At 72.6% G+C, this 19262-nt stretch carries 16 protein-coding genes; 11 read left to right on the top strand and 5 right to left on the bottom strand.

Annotated elements, in window-relative coordinates:
- Positions 1-63 precede the first annotated feature (63 nt).
- The 4 genes from AC07F3_RS28600 (at position 64) to AC07F3_RS28585 (ending at position 4492) form a co-directional block, all read left to right on the top strand.
- Positions 64-834 (top strand): IclR family transcriptional regulator, encoded by a 771-nt coding sequence (locus tag AC07F3_RS28600; RefSeq protein ID WP_479117291.1) that lies wholly within the window; start codon positions 64-66, stop codon positions 832-834.
- Positions 835-1036: 202 nt separating this feature from the next.
- A complete protein-coding gene (locus AC07F3_RS28595; protein ID WP_479117290.1) occupies positions 1037-2314 on the top strand; it encodes a sensor histidine kinase in 1278 nt (425 codons plus the stop codon).
- A 38-nt stretch (positions 2315-2352) separates the two neighbouring features.
- Positions 2353-2967, top strand: a complete 615-nt coding sequence (locus tag AC07F3_RS28590; protein WP_479117384.1) for a response regulator — start codon at positions 2353-2355, stop codon at positions 2965-2967.
- A gap of 64 nt (positions 2968-3031) precedes the next feature.
- Positions 3032-4492 carry a peptidoglycan D,D-transpeptidase FtsI family protein gene (locus AC07F3_RS28585; RefSeq protein WP_479117289.1) on the top strand — a complete coding sequence of 487 codons (1461 nt, stop codon included), beginning with the start codon at positions 3032-3034 and terminating at the stop codon, positions 4490-4492.
- 56 nt (positions 4493-4548) lie between these two features.
- Here the strand turns inward: AC07F3_RS28585 and AC07F3_RS28580 are convergent, their stop codons facing one another.
- From AC07F3_RS28580 to AC07F3_RS28570, 3 genes are all read right to left on the bottom strand, one after another.
- Positions 4549-5337, bottom strand: a complete 789-nt coding sequence (locus AC07F3_RS28580) for an HAD family acid phosphatase (RefSeq protein ID WP_479117288.1) — start codon at positions 5335-5337, stop codon at positions 4549-4551.
- A 490-nt stretch (positions 5338-5827) separates the two neighbouring features.
- Positions 5828-6970, bottom strand: a complete 1143-nt coding sequence (locus tag AC07F3_RS28575; RefSeq protein ID WP_479117287.1) for a hypothetical protein — start codon at positions 6968-6970, stop codon at positions 5828-5830.
- Positions 6967-7953 (bottom strand): 5-dehydro-4-deoxyglucarate dehydratase, encoded by a 987-nt coding sequence (locus tag AC07F3_RS28570; RefSeq protein ID WP_479117286.1) that lies wholly within the window; start codon positions 7951-7953, stop codon positions 6967-6969. Before AC07F3_RS28570 ends, AC07F3_RS28575 begins: the two co-directional genes overlap by 4 nt.
- A 262-nt stretch (positions 7954-8215) precedes the next feature.
- On the opposite strand from AC07F3_RS28570, the gene AC07F3_RS28565 reads away from it, so the two are divergent.
- From AC07F3_RS28565 to AC07F3_RS28550, 4 genes are all read left to right on the top strand, one after another.
- Entirely contained in the window at positions 8216-9025 is an 810-nt protein-coding gene (locus AC07F3_RS28565) for an NAD-dependent epimerase/dehydratase family protein (protein ID WP_479117285.1), read from the top strand.
- Positions 9026-9113: 88 nt separating this feature from the next.
- The gene (locus tag AC07F3_RS28560; RefSeq protein WP_479117284.1) at positions 9114-10313 is read left to right on the top strand and encodes a TerD family protein; all 1200 of its coding nucleotides are present in this window, start codon (positions 9114-9116) and stop codon (positions 10311-10313) included.
- Positions 10314-10437: 124 nt separating this feature from the next.
- On the top strand, positions 10438-11661 hold the full coding sequence (locus tag AC07F3_RS28555; RefSeq protein WP_479117283.1) for a beta-ketoacyl-[acyl-carrier-protein] synthase family protein: 1224 nt from the start codon (positions 10438-10440) through the stop codon (positions 11659-11661).
- Positions 11662-11986: 325 nt separating this feature from the next.
- Positions 11987-12754: an SDR family NAD(P)-dependent oxidoreductase gene (locus tag AC07F3_RS28550; protein WP_479117282.1), complete on the top strand. Its 768-nt coding sequence runs from the start codon at positions 11987-11989 to the stop codon at positions 12752-12754.
- A 191-nt stretch (positions 12755-12945) separates the two neighbouring features.
- On the opposite strand, the gene AC07F3_RS28545 is transcribed toward AC07F3_RS28550, so the two are convergent.
- Positions 12946-14403 carry a hypothetical protein gene (locus tag AC07F3_RS28545; RefSeq protein ID WP_479117281.1) on the bottom strand — a complete coding sequence of 486 codons (1458 nt, stop codon included), beginning with the start codon at positions 14401-14403 and terminating at the stop codon, positions 12946-12948.
- A 321-nt stretch (positions 14404-14724) separates the two neighbouring features.
- Here AC07F3_RS28545 and AC07F3_RS28540 point away from each other — a divergent pair, with 321 nt between their 5' ends.
- Entirely contained in the window at positions 14725-16560 is a 1836-nt protein-coding gene (locus AC07F3_RS28540) for an endonuclease/exonuclease/phosphatase family protein (protein WP_479117280.1), read from the top strand.
- Between the two features lie 45 nt (positions 16561-16605).
- Here the strand turns inward: AC07F3_RS28540 and AC07F3_RS28535 are convergent, their stop codons facing one another.
- Complete coding sequence (locus AC07F3_RS28535; protein ID WP_479117279.1) at positions 16606-17046, bottom strand: MarR family winged helix-turn-helix transcriptional regulator; 441 nt, start codon at positions 17044-17046, stop codon at positions 16606-16608.
- A 76-nt stretch (positions 17047-17122) separates the two neighbouring features.
- Here AC07F3_RS28535 and AC07F3_RS28530 point away from each other — a divergent pair, with 76 nt between their 5' ends.
- On the top strand, positions 17123-17548 hold the full coding sequence (locus tag AC07F3_RS28530; protein ID WP_479117278.1) for a PPOX class F420-dependent oxidoreductase: 426 nt from the start codon (positions 17123-17125) through the stop codon (positions 17546-17548).
- A gap of 63 nt (positions 17549-17611) precedes the next feature.
- A complete protein-coding gene (locus AC07F3_RS28525) occupies positions 17612-19165 on the top strand; it encodes a N,N-dimethylformamidase beta subunit family domain-containing protein (RefSeq protein ID WP_479117277.1) in 1554 nt (517 codons plus the stop codon).
- Positions 19166-19262 lie beyond the last annotated feature (97 nt).

Genomic DNA, 19262 nt, shown 5'->3' with positions numbered 1-19262 from the left:
GGACTCTATTAACGGGCGTTCCGCCTTGGCAAGAAGCCTCGGCGAGAAGGAGCGGGGTGCTGGATGTCGGCTGCCGATTCTGGTGGAGCACAGGTCAAGTCCGCCGTGCGGACCGTCGAGTTGCTCGAGTATTTCGCAGGGCGGCCCGGAATGCACTCCCTCGCCGCGGTGCAGGAGGCGGTGGGCTACCCGAAGTCCAGTCTGTACATGCTCCTCCGCACCCTGGTGGAGCTCGGCTGGGTGGAGACCGACGCGACGGGCACCCGCTACGGCATCGGCGTGCGGGCCCTGCTCGTGGGCACCTCCTACATCGACGGCGACGAGGTCGTGGCGGCGGCCCGCCCCACCCTGGACCGGCTCTCGGACGACACCACCGAGACCATCCACCTCGCCCGCCTCGACGGCACGAACGTGGTCTACCTCGCCACCCGCCAGTCGCAGCACTACCTGCGCCCCTTCACCCGGGTCGGGCGCCGCCTGCCGGCCCACTCGACGTCGCTCGGCAAGGCGCTGCTCGCCACCCACAGCGACGAGCAGGTGCGCAAGCTGCTCCCGGAGACCCTCCAGCAGCTCACCGAGCACACCATCACCGACCGCGAGAAGCTCATCGAGGAGCTGCACCTCGTCCGCGAGCAGGGCTACGCAGTGGACCGCGAGGAGAACACGCTGGGCCTGCGCTGCTTCGGCGTCGCGATCCCGTACCGCACCCCGGCCCGCGACGCGATCAGCTGCTCGGTGCCGGTGGCCCGGCTGACCCCGGCCCACGAACAGACGGTGAAGGACGCCCTGTTCGACGCCCGGGACCGCCTGACGCTGGCGACCCGCCGGCTCTGACCCCTCGCCCCCGCTCCCCAAGGGCCACCGGCACACCCAGGGGCGCGGGGAAGCGCGCGCCAAGCGCACCACGGCCCGCGGCCGAAGCGCGAGGCGAACGGGACCGGGGCGAAGCCCCGGCACCGCGGCCTCCCCCGCGCGGCGGAGCCGAATCCTCCAGCAGCACGACGCGCCCCCCAACCCCGCACGGGAAGGTGAAGGGATGCCCTCCCCGTCTTCGGTCCGCACGCTCTCCGCACCCGGGCCGCGCCGCGTGACGCGCGCGCTGTTCGGCGTCCGGGCCCGGCACCGCTGGGTCCATCTCGTCCTGGGCGGCGCCCTGTTGATGCCGTACTTCCTGGTGGGCTCCGTCGGCGTCGGCTCCTTCGCCGGGGGCACCAGCCCCTTCACCTCGTTCCCGCTGGCGCTCGTCACGTTCGCCGTCGCGCTGCCGATCGCCGCGGTCTCCGGCCTGGTGCCGATCGCCCGGCCGCTGCTCGTGTTCGGCGTGCGGTCCCTGTGCGGGGTGGACCCCGCGGCCCTCGCCGACGGGCCCGCCCGCTCCCGGGGCGCCCGGCTGCGCGCCTCGGCCTGGTACACGCTGCACCTCGCGCTCGGCGGGATCCTCAGCGGGATGAGCCTGGCGCTGCCCCCGTTCACGGTGTTCCTGATCGCGCTGCCCGCCTTCCCCGGCCTGCGCCACAGCGCGTACGACAGCTCCGGCCCGCTCTCCACCACCGGCTGGGGCGTCGCGCTCGCCCCGGTCGCCGGGATCGCGATGCTGCTCGGGCTCGCGGCCTGCTCGGCGGCGGCCGGGGCCCTGCTCGCCCGGCTCGCGCCCGTCCTGCTCGGCCCGACCCCCGCCGACCGCCTCGGCGCGGCCGAGCAGCGCGCGGCCGAACTGGCCGTGCGCAACCGGCTCGCCCGCGAGCTGCACGACTCGGTGGGCCACGCCCTGAGCGCGGTCACCCTCCAGGCGGGCGCGGCCCGCCGCGTCCTGGACTCGGACCCCGAGTTCGTGCGCGAGGCGCTCACCGCCATCGAGGAGACCACCCGGCGCACCGTGGACGAACTCGACGCCGTGCTCGGCCTGTTGCGCCGGGACGACGGCGAGCTCGCCACCCCGGACCTCGCCGCCCTGGAGGGCCTGCTGTCCCGCACCGGTCTGAAGGTGGCGTACTGCCTGGAGGGCGACCCGGCGGCGGTGCCCGAGCTGGTCTCGCGGGAGGCGTACCGGATCGTCCAGGAGGGGCTGAGCAACGCCCTTCGCCACGGCGGGAGTTCACCCGTCACCCTGCGAGTCGCCGTCGGCGGCGGAGAGTTGGCCATCGTGATGGAGAACCCCCTGTCCGGAGCCCCGCCGGTGGTGCGGCCGGGCGGCGGACGCGGACTGCGCGGCATCGCCGAGCGGGCCGCGCTGCTCGGCGGGCACGCCTCGGCGGGTCCCGACGGCGGCCACTGGCGGCTCGGTGCCCGCCTCCCGCTCGGCGGTGCGCGGTGAACGGCCCGATCCGGGTCGTGATCGCCGACGACGAGCGGATGGTGCGCACGGCGCTGCGGGTGATCCTCGACGCCGAGCCCGATCTGGAGGTCGTCGGCGAGGCGACCACGGGCGCCGAGGCCGTCTCGGTCGTACGCGACCGGCTGCCCGACGTCGTCCTGATGGACGTCCGGATGCCCGAGATCGACGGGATCCGCGCCACCGAACAGATCCTGGCCACGCTCGCGGCGCCGCCGAGGATCGTGGTGGTCACGACCTTCGAGAACGACAGCTACGTGTACGACGCGCTGCGCGCGGGCGCCGCCGGGTTCCTGCTGAAGCGGGCCGCCGCCGAGGAGCTGATCCAGGCCGTCCGCCTGGTCGCCCGCAGCGACTCGCTCCTGTTCCCCGCGCAGGTCCGCGAGCTGGCCGCCCGGCACGCGTCGGCCCCCGCCGCCGCGCCCGCGTGGACGGCCCGGCTCACCGAGCGGGAGGCACAGGTGCTGCGGCTGATGACGACGGGGCTGACCAACGCGGAGATCGCCGGGAGGATGGGGGTCGGCCCGGCCACCGTGAAGACCCATGTGGCCGCCGTCCTGGCCAAGACGGGCGCCCGCGACCGCACCCAGGCGGTGATCGCCGCGTACGAGTCGGGCTTCGTCCGGCCCCGATGAAGTTTTCCTGAGAAACCGGGACAACCGGAACTCCGCCCTCAGCCCCGTCCGTCTTGCGTACGGGATGAACAAGACAATCAGGCGCGCCTCGGTCTTCTGTCTGCTGATGGTGCTCGCCCTCCTCGGGCGAGCCACCTATGTGCAGTTCTACAAAGGCCAGGCCCTCGCGGACGACAAGCTGAACCGGCGGAACACCATCGAGGAGTACTCGCAGCCGCTCGGGGACATCATCGTGGCCGGTTCGCCGGTCACCGGATCGGAAAGGACGAAGAGCGGCGATCTCGCCTACCAGCGCAGCTACAAGGACGGACCGATGTACGCGCCCGTCACCGGCTACGCCTCGCAGGTCTACGGATCGACCCAGCTGGAGGGGATCTACTCCAAGGTCCTCGACGGCAGCGATCCGCGCATGCGCAACCCCTTCGACGCGCTGACCCGGGAACGCGCGGCCGGCGGCGACGTCCTGACCACGATCGACCCGGCGGTGCAGAAGGCCGGGTACCAGGCGCTCGGCGGCAAGGAGGGCGCGGCCGTCGCGATGGACCCGAAGACCGGCCGCGTCCTCGGCATGGTCTCCACCCCGTCGTACGACCCGTCGAAGATCGCGGGCTCCTCCTCGGCGGACGGCGACGCGTGGAAGCAGCTGTCCGATGACAAGGGCCAGCCGATGCTCAACCGCGCACTGCGCCAGCCACTGGCGCCGGGCTCCACCTTCAAGCTGGTGGTGGCGTCGGCGGCGCTGGAGAACGGGCTCTACTCCTCGATCGACGACAAGACCACGAGCCCCAACCCGTACCGCATGCCGGGCACCACGACGGACCTGCGCAACGAGTCGGCGTCCGCGCCCTGCGAGAACGCCTCGATCCGCACCGCGCTCGAATACTCCTGCAACAACGTCTTCGGCAAGATGGCCGTCGACCTGGGTCAGGACAAGGTACGGGCGATGGCCGAGAAGTTCGGCTTCAACGACGCCGAGCTGGACGTCCCCGTACGCGCGGCGACGAGTGTGTATCCGAAGAACATGGACAAGCCGTCGACCGCGCTCTCCGGCATCGGCCAGTTCGACGTGACGGCCACCCCGATGCAGATGGCCATGGTGTCGGCCGCCATTGCCAACGACGGTGTGCTGTCCTCGCCGCACATGGTGTCCAAGGTGACGGATGCGAAGGGCGGCACGCTCCAGTCGTATGCCGACTCGGACGGCAAGAGGATCATGTCCTCGAAGACCGCGCAGCAGATGTACAGCGCGATGATCTCCGTGGTCACCGACGGCACCGGGACCAACGCGAAGATCGACGGCATGGAGGTCGGCGCCAAGACCGGCACGGCGCAGCACGGCGTGAACAACTCCAAGAAGCCGTACGCCTGGTTCACCTCGTTCGCCAAGGACCCGAAGTCCGGCAAGGAGATCGCGGTCGCGGTCGTCATCCAGGAATCCGACGCCGAGCGCTCCGAGGTCAGCGGCAACGGCCTGGCGGGCCCGGTCGCGCAGGCGATGATGAAGGCCGCGCTCACCTCGCGGTGAAGCCCGGTCCGGGGCGCTCTGGACGGCGAGCGCCCCGGACCGGAGCGGTGCCTTCCCTACGGGAGGAAGTACATCGGGTTGGGGATCTTGTACGTCTTGTCGGCGTAGCCGCCCGAGAGGTCGGTGTACTGGTCGCCGAGGTTGGCCACGATGTCGTAGCCGAGCGACTCGATGTGCTTGCGGGTGCCCGCCTTGTAGTCGACCGTCGAGCAGGTCCAGGTCGGCTTCCCGCAGCTCAGGTACGCCGGCGGGTTGACCTTGTCCTTCAGGAAGAAGTGCGCCGCGTCGACGGGCACGTTGTAGCCCGCCTTCGTGAGGTTGGCGGCGCTGGCGTCGCGCTGCGAGACGCCGCGGCCGGTGAGGAAGAAGACCGTGACACCGTTCTTGGCCGCGTAGTTGACGAGGTCCGGCATGCCGAACACGGCGATCGACTGCGCGCTCTGCACATAGGCGTTGAAGGCGGCGTCGTTGTAGGCGAAGCCGTTCTTCTTCTCGTAGTCGTAGGTCAGCAGCGTCGTGTCGTCGACGTCGAGCACGATGGCGGGCTTGCGGCCGTCCCGCCCCGGGTGGTCCACGGCGTGCTTGATCTGCCGCTTGGCGCGGGCCTCGATCTCGGCGACCTGCTTGGCGTAGTTGCTCGTGGGCGACGCCTGGAACTTGCCCGAGGCGTCGGCCGTGCCGCCGTAGTACGCGTTGATCTTGTCTTCGACCTTGGTGACGTTGGGTATCTCCCGGTCCGACTTCGGCGCGGCGTTGTCGGCGGAGGCCGCGCCGACGCCGTAGAAGGCGACGCCGGTGAGGGCGAGCGCGGCGGTGGCGGCGGCGGCTTTGGTAAGGGTGTGCATGGGGGATTGTCTACGCGCATCACATGCGGCTCGCCAGGGGAAACGCGGAAATCTTTGCCGCACCGTGTCCTACCGCGGGTAGTCCCCCGCCCCCCACCCTGCGCCACGCCCCATGCGCTCGCCCTGCCGGTCACGAAGCCCCGTGCCCCTCTGCGGACCTCGGGCGGCTGCTCGCGCAGTTCCCCGCGCCCCTCAACCTCCTTCACCTGCGGACCGCGCTTGGTTGCTCGCGCAGTTCCCCGCGCCCCTTGAGCCTCCATTTGTCCGCGGACCGTGCGTGGCTCGTCGCGCAGTTCCCCGCGCCCCTTAACCGCCTTCACCTGCGGACCGTGCTTGGTTGCTCGCGCAGTTCCCCGCGCCCCTTGGCAGTACCGGTACTGGCCAGCGTGAGCGTCTTCAGCCCGTCCGGCGTTTGAGGACGAGCGCCGTTCAGGCGCGATACGGGGGTCTGGGGCGGAGCCCCAGGAACGCCCTTCCCGGCGGGGTGGGGCTAACCCAGCGCGCCGGACTCGCGCACGCACTCCAGGTCCGCCCCCGACGCCAACCCCGCGTGGTACAGCCGAAGCTCCGTCGCCCCCACCCCCCGCACCCGGTCCACGACCTCCCCCAGCAACGAAGGTCGACCCCCCAACCCCGCCACCACCGGGACGTTCACGGCCAGCACCGCCCCCGAGGAACCCAGCGCCGCGAAGGGCGCGAGAAGGTCCGGGCCGCCCGCGCAGGGCACGACGACCCCGTCGGCCACCCCGAGGATGTGCCCGGGATCCACCCCCGCGTTGGCCCCGCACCGCTCCACCCGCGGATCCGCGTGCAGCAGCACCTGGAACCCGGCGGGGGCCCGCTCCCGTACCGCCGCGACGGCCGCCTCCTGCAACGCGCGGGCCGCGCGGGCGCGGAACTCCAGCGTGGCCGCGAGGAGTTCGGCGCCGGAGGCGTCCACCGGCCCGCCCCGCCACACCGGCGACAGCGCCCGCCGCACCCGTACGCTCAACTCGTATGCGTCCAGGCCGAGTTCGCGATAGCCCTGCGCGCAGGCGGGGCAGAAGCAGAGCGACATCAGGTACTGCGCGGTGTCCTCCAGGGGCACCCCCGCGATCTTGTCGTGGGCGTGCAGATGCGCGAGGCCGTACCAGCCGCAGGACTCCAGTTCCGTACCACCGGCGCCCGGCCGCACCGCCGCCTCCGCCGCGAGGGCGACGAGGTAGGCACGGACCCGGGGCTGGGCGATGCAGGGCGCCCACGGGTAGCGGTCGCCGTAGGCGTTCACCACGGACGTGTCGGGGTGTTCCGCGCCGAGCCGGGAGTTGTGCGCGAGCACCACCCAGGAGTGGACGTCGAGTCCGGCCGCCGCGAGCGCCTCGGCGGCGGCGCCGTACGCGTCGCCCGGCGCCCAGGAACCGGCCGGGCGGGGCCTCAACTCCCGGTCCCGCCAATAGGGTTCGCTCGGCGGGTACAGCACGGACGCGTACTCGGCGGTGACGATGCGGTGGCCCGGATGACGCGGCGTCAGGGCCCGGGTCGAGTGGTAGGCGGAGGCCAGCGTCACCTGGCGGACGCCGAGGTCGGCGATGCGGGCCGGGGCGTCCGGGTCGCCGATCACGTCCCAGGGGTAGAGGAACGCGGAGGCCTTCACGCGCCCGCCCCGGACGTGTCCGTCGCACGCCCGCCGTCCGGGCCGCCCTCGCCCGGCGGCAGCAGCGCCCGCCCCTGTTCGATGAGTACGGCGAGCTGCTTGATGTGGTCGGCGTCGGGCTCGCTGAGCGGCGGGCGGACCGCGCCCACGTCCAGGCCGCCGAGCCGCACCCCCGCCTTGACCAGCGAAACGGCGTATCCCCGGCCCTGGTCGCGCAGTTCCACGAGCGGCACGAAGAAGCCGTCGAGGAGCCGGTTGGCCAGCGCGTCGTCGCCGGACGCGAGAGCCCGGTGGAAGGCCAACGCGATGTCGGGGGCGAAGCAGAAGACGGCGGAGGAGTAGAGGGTGATGCCGAGGCCGCGGTAGGCGAGGCCGGTGAGTTCGGCGGTGGGCAGCCCGTTGAAGTACAGCGGGTCGAGGCCCTCCGCCCGTACGGCGCTGACGATCCGCTGCAGCAGGCCGAGGTCGCCGAGGCCGTCCTTGAAACCGATGACGCCGTCGACGCGGGCGAGCGCGACGGCGGTCCGGGGCGCGAGGACCGCGTTGTCGCGCTGGTAGACGATGACGTCCAGGGAGGTGGCGGCGGCCAGTTCGGTGTAGTGGCGCAGCAGTCCCGCCTGGTCGGCGGCGACGAGGTAGGGCGGCATCGCGAGCAGCCCGTCGGCACCGGCCTCCTCGGCGAGGCGGGCGTACTGGACGGCGAGGGCCGTACCGTACCCGGCCCCGGCGACCACGGGGACCCGCCCCGCGCTCTCCTCGACGGCCGCGGCGACACAGGCCCGGAACTCCTGAGGGGTCAGCGCGTGGAACTCCCCGGTGCCGCAGCAGGCGAACACGGCGGCCGCACCCGCCTCGACCCCGTTGCGCACATGGACGCGGAAGACGTCGAGACCGAGGCTGCCGTCCGGTCCGAACGCGGTCACGGGAAAGAACAGCGGCCCGTCGGCGCGGGTGAGACGGGCGGCGAGCGGGACTGTGGTCACGGGCTGCTCCCTGGGCAAGGACCGTCGTGCACAATTCTGACTGGCGTCCATATTTCTGAACATCGCCACGCTAGGCCAGGCCCGCGGGGCCGGTCAAGCCGAACAGCCTTGACCCGCGGCCGGATTCGGCGCCCGCGCGAGCCCCTTGACGACGTTCGTCCGCGCTCCTTAGCGTGTCCACGCATGTGAATCATGTCCATGGATGAAGCAGCCCGCTGACCTGAGGCGGCGCCGGAACCGCCCCGCACCCCGAGGAGAGCCCATGCCCGTTCCCCGCACCGTCCTGCTCACCGGCGCGGCCGGCGGGCTCGGCACCCTGATGCGGGGGCTGCTCCCGGCGTACGGCTACGAGCTTCGGCTCCTGGACATGCGTCCGGTCCCCGGCGAACCGGACGCGATCACCGCCGACCTCGCCGACCGGGACGCCCTGCGCGAGGCCGTCCGCGGGGTGGACGCGGTGCTCCACCTCGCGGGCATCTCCCTGGAAGCATCCTTCGACAAGATCCTCCGGGCCAACATCGAGGGCACGTACCACCTCTACGAGGCGGCGCGCGAAGAGGGCGTGCGGCGGATCGTGTTCGCCTCCTCCAACCACGCGGTGGGCTTCACGCCCCGCCCCCAGGGGACGGACCCGCTGATCCCGGTCACCGCCCCGCACCGCCCGGACACCTTCTACGGCCTGTCCAAGGCCTTCGGCGAGGACCTCGCGCAGTTCTACTGGGACAAGCACGACCTGGAGACCGTCTCGGTCCGCATCGGCTCCTGCTTCCCGGAGCCCACCTCCGTACGGATGCTGTCGGTCTGGATGAGCCCGGGCGACGGCGCCCGCCTCTTCCACGCCGCGCTCGGCGCCGAGCGGGTCGGGCACACCGTGGTCTACGGGTCGTCCGCCAACACCCGCCTGTGGTGGGACCTTTCGTCGGCCCGGGCGCTCGGATACGAGCCGCGGGACGACTCCGAGCGGTACGCCGCCCAGCTCGTCGCCGAGCAGGGCGAGCTCGACCCGGCCAGGCCCGACCACGCCTGCCTCGGCGGCCACTTCACCACCGACCCGCCGGTCTGGCCGCACTGAGGCGCCCGCCGCGGAGCGCACGAACACGGCGCCCCGAATCCGGGGGAGGTTCAAGGAACCGCAAAGCGGCGCCGGTCGTTCCCGGAACATGACCGCAATGACCCCCGGCTCGAACCTTCCGCTTCCGACCACCCGCGTGACGGTGGACGTCGCCGCCCCCGTGCGGCTCGACGTCTCGGGCCTGCTGCTCACCGCCGACGGCAAGGTGCGCTCGGACGACGACTTCATCTTCTACAACCAGCCGCAGGGCCCCGGCGTCAGCCACCGCTCGGGCGGCGGCACGGCGCCGGACGCGATCGTGGTGGACACCTCGGCCGTGCCGCCCGGCATCGAGAAGATCGTGGTGACCGCGAGTCCGGACGCGGCGGGCCAGACCTTCCAGGGCATCGAGCCCACGACCACGGTGCGCAACGGCGACGACGGCAGCGTGATCGCCTCCTTCACCCCGCCGCGGCTGGGCAGCGAGACCGCCCTGGTGGTCATGGAGATCTACCTGCGCGGCGGCGCCTGGAAGGCCCGCGCGGTCGGCCAGGGGTACGCCAACGGCCTCGCCGGGATCGCCACCGACTTCGGCGTGACGGTCGAGGAGGAGCCCGCCGCCCCGGCCGCGCCCCCCGCACCGACCGCCCCTCCGGCCGACCCGCGCCTCGCCGCCCCGGCCCCGGCGGCCCCGGCTCCGGCCGCGGCCGCGCCCGCCCCTTCGGGCAGCGGAAAGGTCAACCTGGACAAGGGCCGGGTCAGCCTCCAGAAGAACCAGACCGTCTCTCTGGTCAAGGGCGGCCGCCCGCTGCTCTCCCAGGTCAAGATGGGTCTCGGCTGGGAGCCCGCGTTCCGGGGCAAGGACATCGACCTGGACGCGTCGGTGATCGCCTACGGCCCGCAGCGCAACCACCTGGACACCTGCTACTTCGGCAAGCTGTCCATCCTGAACGGCGCCATCAAGCACTCCGGCGACAACCTGACGGGCGAGGGCGCGGGCGACGACGAGGTGATCGTGGTCGACCTCGGCCGCATCCCCGCCGAGGCCACGGGCCTGGTCTTCACCGTCAACTCCTTCTCGGGCCAGAAGTTCACGGAGGTCGCCAAGGCGTACTGCCGCCTGATCGACGCGACGAGCGGCGAGGAACTGGTCCGCTTCGACCTGACCGGGGCGGAGCCGCAGACCGGCGTCATGATGGCCAAGCTGATCAAGCAGTTCTCCGGCGAGTGGGAGATGACGGCCCTGGGCACCTTCGCGAAGTCCCGCACGGCCCGCGGCATGGTGAAGCCGGGGGCGGAGGCGCTCTAGGGAGGTCGGTCGGGACTGCCCGCCCGCCCCGGCCCACTCCTGTATGAACCCCACAACACCCGTAGGACAAATCGCTGCGTCCGCCTCATCCACGCGGAGCCCCTCGTGCTGGCAGGGTCGAAGCATGAGCGATCTTGGAGAAGTTCTCGTCACCGGGCTCGGCGCCCTCACCCCGATCGGCGCCGATGCCGCCACCACCTGGGAAGGAATGCTGGGCGGAGTCTCGGGGGTCGGCTTGATCGAGGAGGAGTGGGGGGTCGGGCTGCCGGTCAGGGTCGCCGCCGCTCTCGCGGTGGACCCGCTCTCGCTGCTCGCCCGGGTCGAGGCGCGCAAGCTTGACCGTTGTGAACAACTCGCGATGATCAGCTCCCGGGAGGCCTGGCGCGACGCGGGCGCCCCCGAGGTCGCGCCGGAGCGGCTCGCCGTGGTGATCGGCACGGGCACCGGCGGCGTGCTGACCACCCTGGGCCAGGACGACACCTTCGAGCGGAGTGGCGCCCGGCGGCTCTCCCCGTACGCCGTGCCGATGCTCATGCCGAACGGTCCGGCCGCCTGGGTGTCCATGGAGCTCGGCGCGCAGGGCGGCGCCCGTACGCCCGTCAGTGCCTGCGCCTCCGGCGCCGAGGCGATCGCGATGGGGCTTGACCTGATCCGCGCGGGGCGGGCCGATGTGGTGGTGGCCGGCGGCACCGAGGCCTGTCTGCACCCGTTCACCATCGCCGCGTTCGCGCAGATGAAGGCGTTGTCCACCGAGGACAAGGACCCGGCGTCGGTGTCCCGGCCCTTCGACGTGGACCGCAGCGGCTTCGTGATGGGCGAGGGCGCGGGCGTGGTCGTCCTGGAGCGGGCCGAGTTCGCGCGGGCCCGCGGTGCGCGGGTGTATGGGTCGGTGGCCGGGGCGGCCGTCACCTCCAGCGCGGACCACATCACGGCCTCGGACGTGGCCGGGCAGGTCCGGGCGATCGAATCGGCGCTGCGGGACGCCGGGTTGGGCCCCTCGGACATCGGTGTGGTGCACGCCCACGCCACCTCCACCCCCTCGGGCGACGTCGCCGAGGCGGAGGCGGTGGCCAAGGCCATCGGCACCCACCCGGTGGTCACGGCCACCAAGTCGATGACCGGCCACATGCTGGGCGCGTCCGGCGCGGTGGGCGCGATCGTGGCGCTGCTCGCGTTGCGCGACGGCACCGTGCCCGCGACCCGCAACCTGGAGAACCTCGACCCGGCGGTCGAGCTCGACGTGGCGGCGGGCGCCAACCGCACGGGTTCCTGGGACGCGGCGCTCGCCAACTCCTTCGGGTTCGGCGGCCACAACGTGAGCCTGGTCCTCCGGCGCGCCACCGCCTGAGGCCCGACGACATCCTCCAGGCAGACGGGGCGGACCCCGGCACCACCGGGGCCGGGGCCGGACGCCGCGTGCCGGTTGATCCGGTCGCCGGGGCCCACGGGGCGGGAAGCCCCCAGCCGCCTCCGCCGAGGCGCCGGGCCCTCACGTCGCCAGGACCCACGGCGCAGCCCTACGCAGAGTCGGACAGGCCCCGGTCACCGGGGTCCACGGACGGCGCAGCCCTGCGCAGAGTCGGACAGGCCCCCGTCACCGGAGCCCGCGGGAACGGGCCAGGCGGGGGTCCCGTATAACGGCAGGGCAACCGCCTTCTGCCTGGGGAGAGTTCATGAATCTGCCGGCCACCGACCGTCGCGTCCTCGTCAGCGGGGCCTCCCGTGGGCTCGGCCGCGCCGTCGCCCAGGCGTTCGCGGCCAACGGGGACCGCGTGGCCGTGCACTTCGGGTCGAGGGAGCAGGAGGCCCGCGCCACCCTCGACTCGCTGAAGGGGGACGGGCACGTGCTGGTCGGGGGCGACCTCATCGACCCCGCCGGGGCCCGTCGCGTCGCCGACGCCGCCGCCGACGCGCTCGGCGGCATCGATGTCCTGGTGAACAACGCGGCCGTGAACCTCCCCCACCCGCTCGCCGACACCCCGTACGAGGAGTGGGCCGAGCTGTGGCAGCGGCACGTGGGCGTGAACCTCCTCGCCACCGCCAACCTCAGCCATCTCGCCGCGTCCCGCATGATCGAGCAGGGCACAGGGGGCCGGATCGTCAACATCGGCTCGCGCGGTGCCTTCCGCGGGGAGCCCGACCACCCCGCCTACGGGGCCACCAAGGCGGCGGTCCACGCGCTCGGCCAGTCGCTCGCCGTCTCGCTCGCCCCGTACGGCATCGGGGTCGCCTCGGTCGCGCCCGGGTTCTTCGAGACGGAGCGGGTCGCGGGGCGGTTGAGCGGGGCGGAGGGCGAGGCGATCCGGGCGCAGTCGCCGTTCGGCAGGGTCGCCGGTGCCGAGGAGATCGCGGAGGCGGTGCGCTGGCTGGCCTCACCACTCGCCCAGTGGACCTCGGGCGCGGTGCTCGACCTCAACGGGGCTTCCCATCTGCGCACTTGATGCCCCGTCAGGAGGCTGAGGCGGGCGGGGCCCAAGGCGCGGGCCCCGCCCGCCCCTGCGTCAGGCACCCCGCACGTCCCCGTGGAGCAGGCGCCGCGCCCGCCCCCGTGGATCAGGCACCCAACAGGTCCCCGTGGATCAGGCGCCGCGCCCGCCCCCGTGGGCCAGGCAACCCCGCCCGCCCCCATGGATCAGGCCCGGGAGCGGGCCTTGAAGGCGGCCTTGCGGGCCTCCTTGGCGGTGGACTTGTCCGGGTGCAGCCGGCCCATCGCCTCCAGGACGTCCGCGGTCGCGGGGTGCTCCACCCGCCAGGCCGCGTCGAAGAACCCGCTGTGCTGGCCGACCAGGCCCTCGACGAGTTCCTGGAGCTCCTCCAGATCGCCCTCCACCGCCAGCTGCGCGGCGATGGTGTCGATGGCCAGCCAGAAGATCATCGCCTCGGACGGCGGCGGCACGTCGGGGGCGCCGCGCTCGGCGAGCCAGACCCGGGCCAGGCCGCCCAGTTCGGGGTCGGGCAGCACCTCGCGCACGGCGGGCTCGGCGGAGGCCCCGGTCAGCGCGAGCGCCTGCTGGCAGTGCAGTCGGCGCAGCGGGCCGCCCTCGTCGCCGCCCCGGGCCGCGCCGAGCAACTCCCGTGCCGCGTCGGCCGGTTCGCGGCGGGCGAGCCACTGCTCGGTCTCGGCGCGGGCCGAGAGCTCGGGGAAGAAGGCGATGCCGTCGAGCAGCGCGTCCGCGCCCTTGTCGGCCAGGTCGCCGACGGCCGGGGCGTCCACGCCCGCCTCCAGCATCCGGGCCCGCACGCCGTAGAGGCCGAGCGGGGTGAGGCGGACCATGCCGTAGCGGGACACGTCCTCGTCGTCGACCGGCGGGGCCGGCTCGTCGCCGACCTCGGCCATCAGGGCCTCGTCGACGGGCTCGTACTCGACGAGGCCGATCGGCTCCAGGAGCCGGAACTGGTCGTCCAGCCGCATCATCGCGTCGGAGACCTGCTCCAGGATGTCGTCGGTGGGCTCCCCCATGTCGTCCGGGACGATCATCGACGCGGCGAGCGCGGGCAGCGGCACTGGTCCTTCGGGGGCGCCGCCCTCGCTGACGGTGAGCAGGTACAGGTTGCCGAGGACGCCTTCCAGGAAGTCGGCCTCCTCCTCCGGGTCCCATTCCAGGCGCTCGAAGTCGATCTCGCCGTCCTCGCCGACCAGGTCCGCGAAGTCGTCGATCATCGGCGCGGTGGCGTCCGCGAAGACCACGTCGAAGGCGTCGAGCCAGAGGGCGAGCACGTCGTGCGGCGAGCCGGAGGTGAGCACCGCGAGGTTGTCACCCGCGGAGGCCGTGCCCTCGTCGCCCTCGTCGCCCTCGCCCGGGTGCTCCGGAGCGTCCTCGACCTCGACGAGCCCGGTGTCGACCGCGACCCGCCAGGCCTCGCTCGCGTACGCGGGACCGTCCTGGTCGTCGCCCAGACCGAGTTCCGCGGCGGCCGCGGGCAGCTGCTCCTCGACGAGTTCGCCGCCGGCGCCGACCCGGGTGTCGGGTCCGGCCCAGCGGGCCAGCCGTACGGCGCGGGCGAGCAGCGGGGCGGACAGCGCGTCCCGGGCCAGCTCCGCCTCGGAGTTCAGCCGTACCGGCGGCAGGGTGGGGCGGTCTCCGGACATCTGGGGGTACTCCTCGGCCGTACGGTCTGGGCGCTCTGGGTCGCGCTGGGTCAGCGATGGTTGAGCGGCACCCAGCGTAGACGCATTTCACCGGCTTCCGTCGCGCCGGTCCACGCACCCGGCGCCCGCCCCCGCCGGACGCGGCCCGCCCCGCGCCGCCGCCGCGCCCCGCTCCCGACGGTTCACGTCCCCGTCGGTTCCCGTCCACCCGGAACCTCTTGACAACTCCCCACCCCAGACAAGAGATTGACGCGCGTAGAACCGCACCGCCGCCCGCGTCCTTCCCCGGCGCGATTCCCTCATCACCCCCGGAGAACCCGCATGCCCGTTCCCAGAACCGCCGCCGTGTCCGCCGTGGTCGCCACCGCACTCGCCGCCGGACTGGTCTGCGCCGCCTCCTCGCAGGCGGCCACCGCCGCTCCCGTGCAGGCGAAGATCCATGACATCCAGGGCACCACCCGGATATCCCCGCTGGCGGGCCAGCAGGTGACCGGCGTGACCGGTGTCGTCACCGGGGTGCGCGCCTACGGCTCCTCCAAGGGCTTCTGGTTCCAGGACACCAAGCCCGACAAGAACCCCGCCACCAGCGAGGGCATCTTCGTCTTCACCGGCTCGAACCCGACCGTGGCGGTGGGCGACGCGGTGGAGGTCTCGGCCACCGTGACGGAGTACGTGCCGGGCGGGGTGTCCTCGGGCAACCAGTCGCTGACCCAGCTCTCCAAGCCGACCGTCACCGTGCTCTCCTCGGGCAACGCGGTGCCCGCCCCGGTCGTCATCACCGCCCGCTCGGTGCCCGACCGGTACACGCCGAACGGAGACCCGGCGGCCGGGAACAGCGTCAACGGCCTCACCCTCCAGCCGAAGAAGTACGCCACGGACTACTACGAGTCCCTGGAGGGCATGAACGTCCGCATCGGCACCTCGCGGGTCGTCGGCGCCACGGACCCGTACTCGGAGCTGTGGGTCACGGTGAAGCCGCAGGAGAACCGGACGCCGCGCGGCGGCTCGCTCTACTCCTCGTACCACGACCAGAACACCGGCCGGCTCCAGATCCAGAGCCTGATCCCGACCGCCAAGCAGCCCTTCCCCAGCGCGAACGTGGGCGACACGCTGACCGGCACCACCGAAGGCCCCCTGGACTTCAACCAGTTCGGCGGCTACACGATCGCCGCGCGCACCCTCGGCACGGTCAAGGACAACGGCCTCAAGCGCGAGATCACCCGCAAGCAGCGCACGGGCGAGCTCGCGGTCGCCACGTACAACGTGGAGAACCTGGACCCGGGCGACCCGCAGTCGAAGTTCGACGCGCTGGCGCAGGGCGTGGTGACCAACCTCGCCTCGCCGGACATCGTGGCCCTGGAGGAGATCCAGGACAACAACGGCGCGAAGAACGACGGCACGGTGGACGCCTCGGCGACCGTGAAGAAGTTCACGGACGCGATCCTCGCGGCGGGCGGTCCGGCCTACCAGTGGCGCTCCATCGACCCGGAGAACGACAAGGACGGCGGCGAGCCCGGCGGCAACATCCGCCAGGTCTTCCTGTTCAACCCGGCGCGGGTCTCCTTCACCGACCGGCCCGGCGGCGACTACAAGACCGCCGTCGGCGTCACCGGCACCAAGGGCCACCCGGCCCTCACCCTCTCCCCCGGCCGGGTCGACCCGGCCAACCCGGCGTGGACGGACAGCCGCAAGCCGCTCGCGGGCGAGTTCGTCTTCAAGGGCAGGACGGTGTTCGTGATCGCCAACCACTTCGCGTCGAAGGGCGGCGACGAGAGCCTCGTCTCGCAGCACCAGCCGGTGCCGCGCTCCTCGGAGGCCAAGCGGCTCCAGCAGGCGCAGGCCGTCAACGCCTTCGTGAAGCAGCTCCTCGCGGTCGACAAGCACGCGGAGGTGCTGGCCGTCGGCGACATCAACGACTTCGACTTCTCGGGCACGACCAAGGCCCTGGAGGACGGCGGCGCGCTGCGCTCGGCCTACCGGTCGCTGCCGAAGAAGGAGCGTTACTCCTACGTGTACCAGGGCAACACCCAGGTGCTCGACCAGGTGCTGACCAGCCCCGCCATCCGGGACTTCGACTACGACAGCGTGCACATCAACGCGGAGTTCGCGAACCAGACCAGCGACCACGACCCGCAGGTCATCCGCTTCCGCCCGTAGCGGCACGGGCGGTCGGGCGGGCAGTGCCCCGCCCGGCCGCCGGGGTCACCCGGTCCCGGCGTCCCGGATCGCGGCGACGGCCCGGCCGAGCAGGGAGCGCAGCAACTCCCTTTCGGCGGCGGTGAATTCGCGCTCGATGCGGCGCTCGATGGCCATCGCCCGCTCGTCGGCGGCGGCCAGCGCCGCGCTCCCGTCGTCGGTGAGCCGGGTCTCCAGGACGTTGCGGTGCCAGGGGTGCGGGGTGCGCTCGACCAGACCGCGCTCTTCGAGGTTCTTCAGGACGACGTTCATGGCCTGCGGGCTGACGAGGCAGGCGCGGGCCAGCGCGGCCGCCGAGATGCCGGGCGCGCCGGAGAGCCCGAGCAGGGCGGCGTACTGCGGCACGGTGAGCCCGGCCACCTTCACCGCCGCGCTCTTCGCGGCGATCAGCTCCTGCTCGGCGCGCTTGATGTCGAGGCCGAGGCGCTCCTCGGGCGGCATGGTCATGGCTCCGAGCATACGGCCAGTGATAAAGCCCTTGCGCATCATCAATACGTTGATAACGTTCAGCACCATGACGACGATGACGAGCTCGAACGACGGCGCCCTCGCGGCCGACGACTCCGTGATCCCCGCGAGCCACGCCGACCTGCTGACCCGCCCCCTCTTCGTGCACCTCGCCACCAAGGGGCCGAACGGCACCCCGCACGTCAACCCGGTCTGGCAGGAGTGGGACGGCGAGTTCCTGCGCTTCACCACGACCACCACCCGCCGCAAGTGCAAGAACGTCATGGCCGACCCCAAGGTCTCCGTCTCGGTCAACGACCCCGATCAGCCCTATCGCTACCTGGAGGTCCGGGGCACGGTGGAGCGCATCGAACCCGACCCGACGGGCGCCTTCTTCGACGTCCTGGCCAAGCGGTACGGCCTGGAGTACGAGACGCCGCTGGACGACGCCGAGCACCGGGTGGTCCTGGTCGTGCGCCCGGAGCGCACCACCTCGCAGTGAACCCCGGCCGCCGCTCGCGCACACTGGACCTCCAGGGACCGAACGGCGGAGCGGAGTTGTGGCATGGAGCGCGGGGCACTCAGTCGCAGGGGCTTCCTCGCGGTGGCGGGCGCCGCGGCCGCGGTGGGCGCGGCGGGCTGCTCAGCCGGTGAGGACCGGGCCGGGAACGGCCCCGGCGCGCACTCCGGGGACGCCCCGAAGCCGCCCGCCAAGGAGAACGACCGGCCGGGTGACGCGGACTGGCGACTGAAGGGGCGCGGCGCCGAGCACGAGGTCGAGGGCTACGCGGACCGCACGAGCGTCGCCTCCGGCGAGCCCTTCCGCCTCCACGTGCACACCACCGCGAGGACGTTCCGCGCCGAGGCGTTCCGGATGGGCTGGTACGGGGGCGCGCTGGCCCGCAAGGTGTGGGAGTCGGGCCCGCTGCAAGGGACCCGGCAGCCCGCCGCGCAGGTCGAGCCGGGGACGTACACGGTCACCGCCCCGTGGCCGGCGGGCCCGGAGGTATCCACCAAGGACTGGCCCGAGGGCTCCTACCTGATCCGCCTGACCGCCGACAGCGGGGGCCAGCGCTACGTCCCGGTCACCGTCAGGTCGGCCGCCACCAAGGGCCGTGTGGTGATCGTCAACGCGGTGGCGACCTGGCAGGCGTACAACGAATGGGGCGGTCACAGCCTCTACAACGGACCGACCGGCGACGACGCGGACCGCTCGCGCGCGGTGAGCTGCGACCGCCCCTACCACCGGGACGGCGACGGCCTGTTCCTCACCTACGAGCAGCCGGTGGTGGCCCTCGCGGAGCGGATGGGCCTGGCCCCGGCCTATGTGACGAACATGGACATCGAGCGGGACCCGCACCTCCTGGACGGGGCAACGGCCGTACTGTCCCTGGGACATGACGAGTACTGGACGCAGTCGATGCGCGAGCGGGTCACCGCCGCGCGCGACCGGGGCACGAACATAGCCTTCCTCGGCGCGAACGCCTGCTTCCGCCGGATCCGCCTGGAGAAGACCGCGCTCGGCGAGCAGCGCCTGGTGGTCTGCTACAAGAACGACTGGGCCAGGGACCCGGGCCGCCGCGAGGGCGAGCCGCCGACCACCAACTTCCGCGAGCCCCCGCACGCCGAGCCGGAGAACGCGCTGACGGGCACGTTGTACGAGTCGAACCCGACCACCGCCGACTATGTGGTCACCTCCCCCAACCACTGGCTGTTCGAGGGCACGGGCGTCAGGAAGGGGTCGGCGTTCCCGGGCCTGGTGGGCACGGAGTACGACCGGGCGAACGGCGACGGGACACCCCGCCCCATCGAGGTGATCTCCCACTCGCCCCTGACCTGCCGAGGCGTCCACTCCTACGCCAACTCGGCCTACTACACGGTGGGTTCGGGCGCCGGGGTCTTCAACACGGGCACGATGCGCTGGGTGCAGTCGACGGTGGGGGACGGCGGTCACGGCATAGACGCGACGACGGCGAAGTTCACGTCGCGGGTCACGGAGAACCTGCTGAGGACGTTCGCCGCGGGCCCGGCGGGGCGCAGCCACCCGGCGAAGGACAACCTGGACACGTTCCATCCGTACGCGGGTGATCCGACGTGGTCGAAGCGGAACCTCTGGTAGGAACCGCCCGCCCCCCCTGCGCACTCCTGACTTGAGCACTCCTACTGAAACCTCCCACAAAGTCTAAGTGGACGTTAACTCTCGGCCGGGGCAAGAC

The sequence above is a fragment of the Streptomyces sp. NPDC045846 genome (genome assembly GCF_056431605.1).
This window is presented reverse-complemented; position numbering and strand designations above follow the sequence as displayed.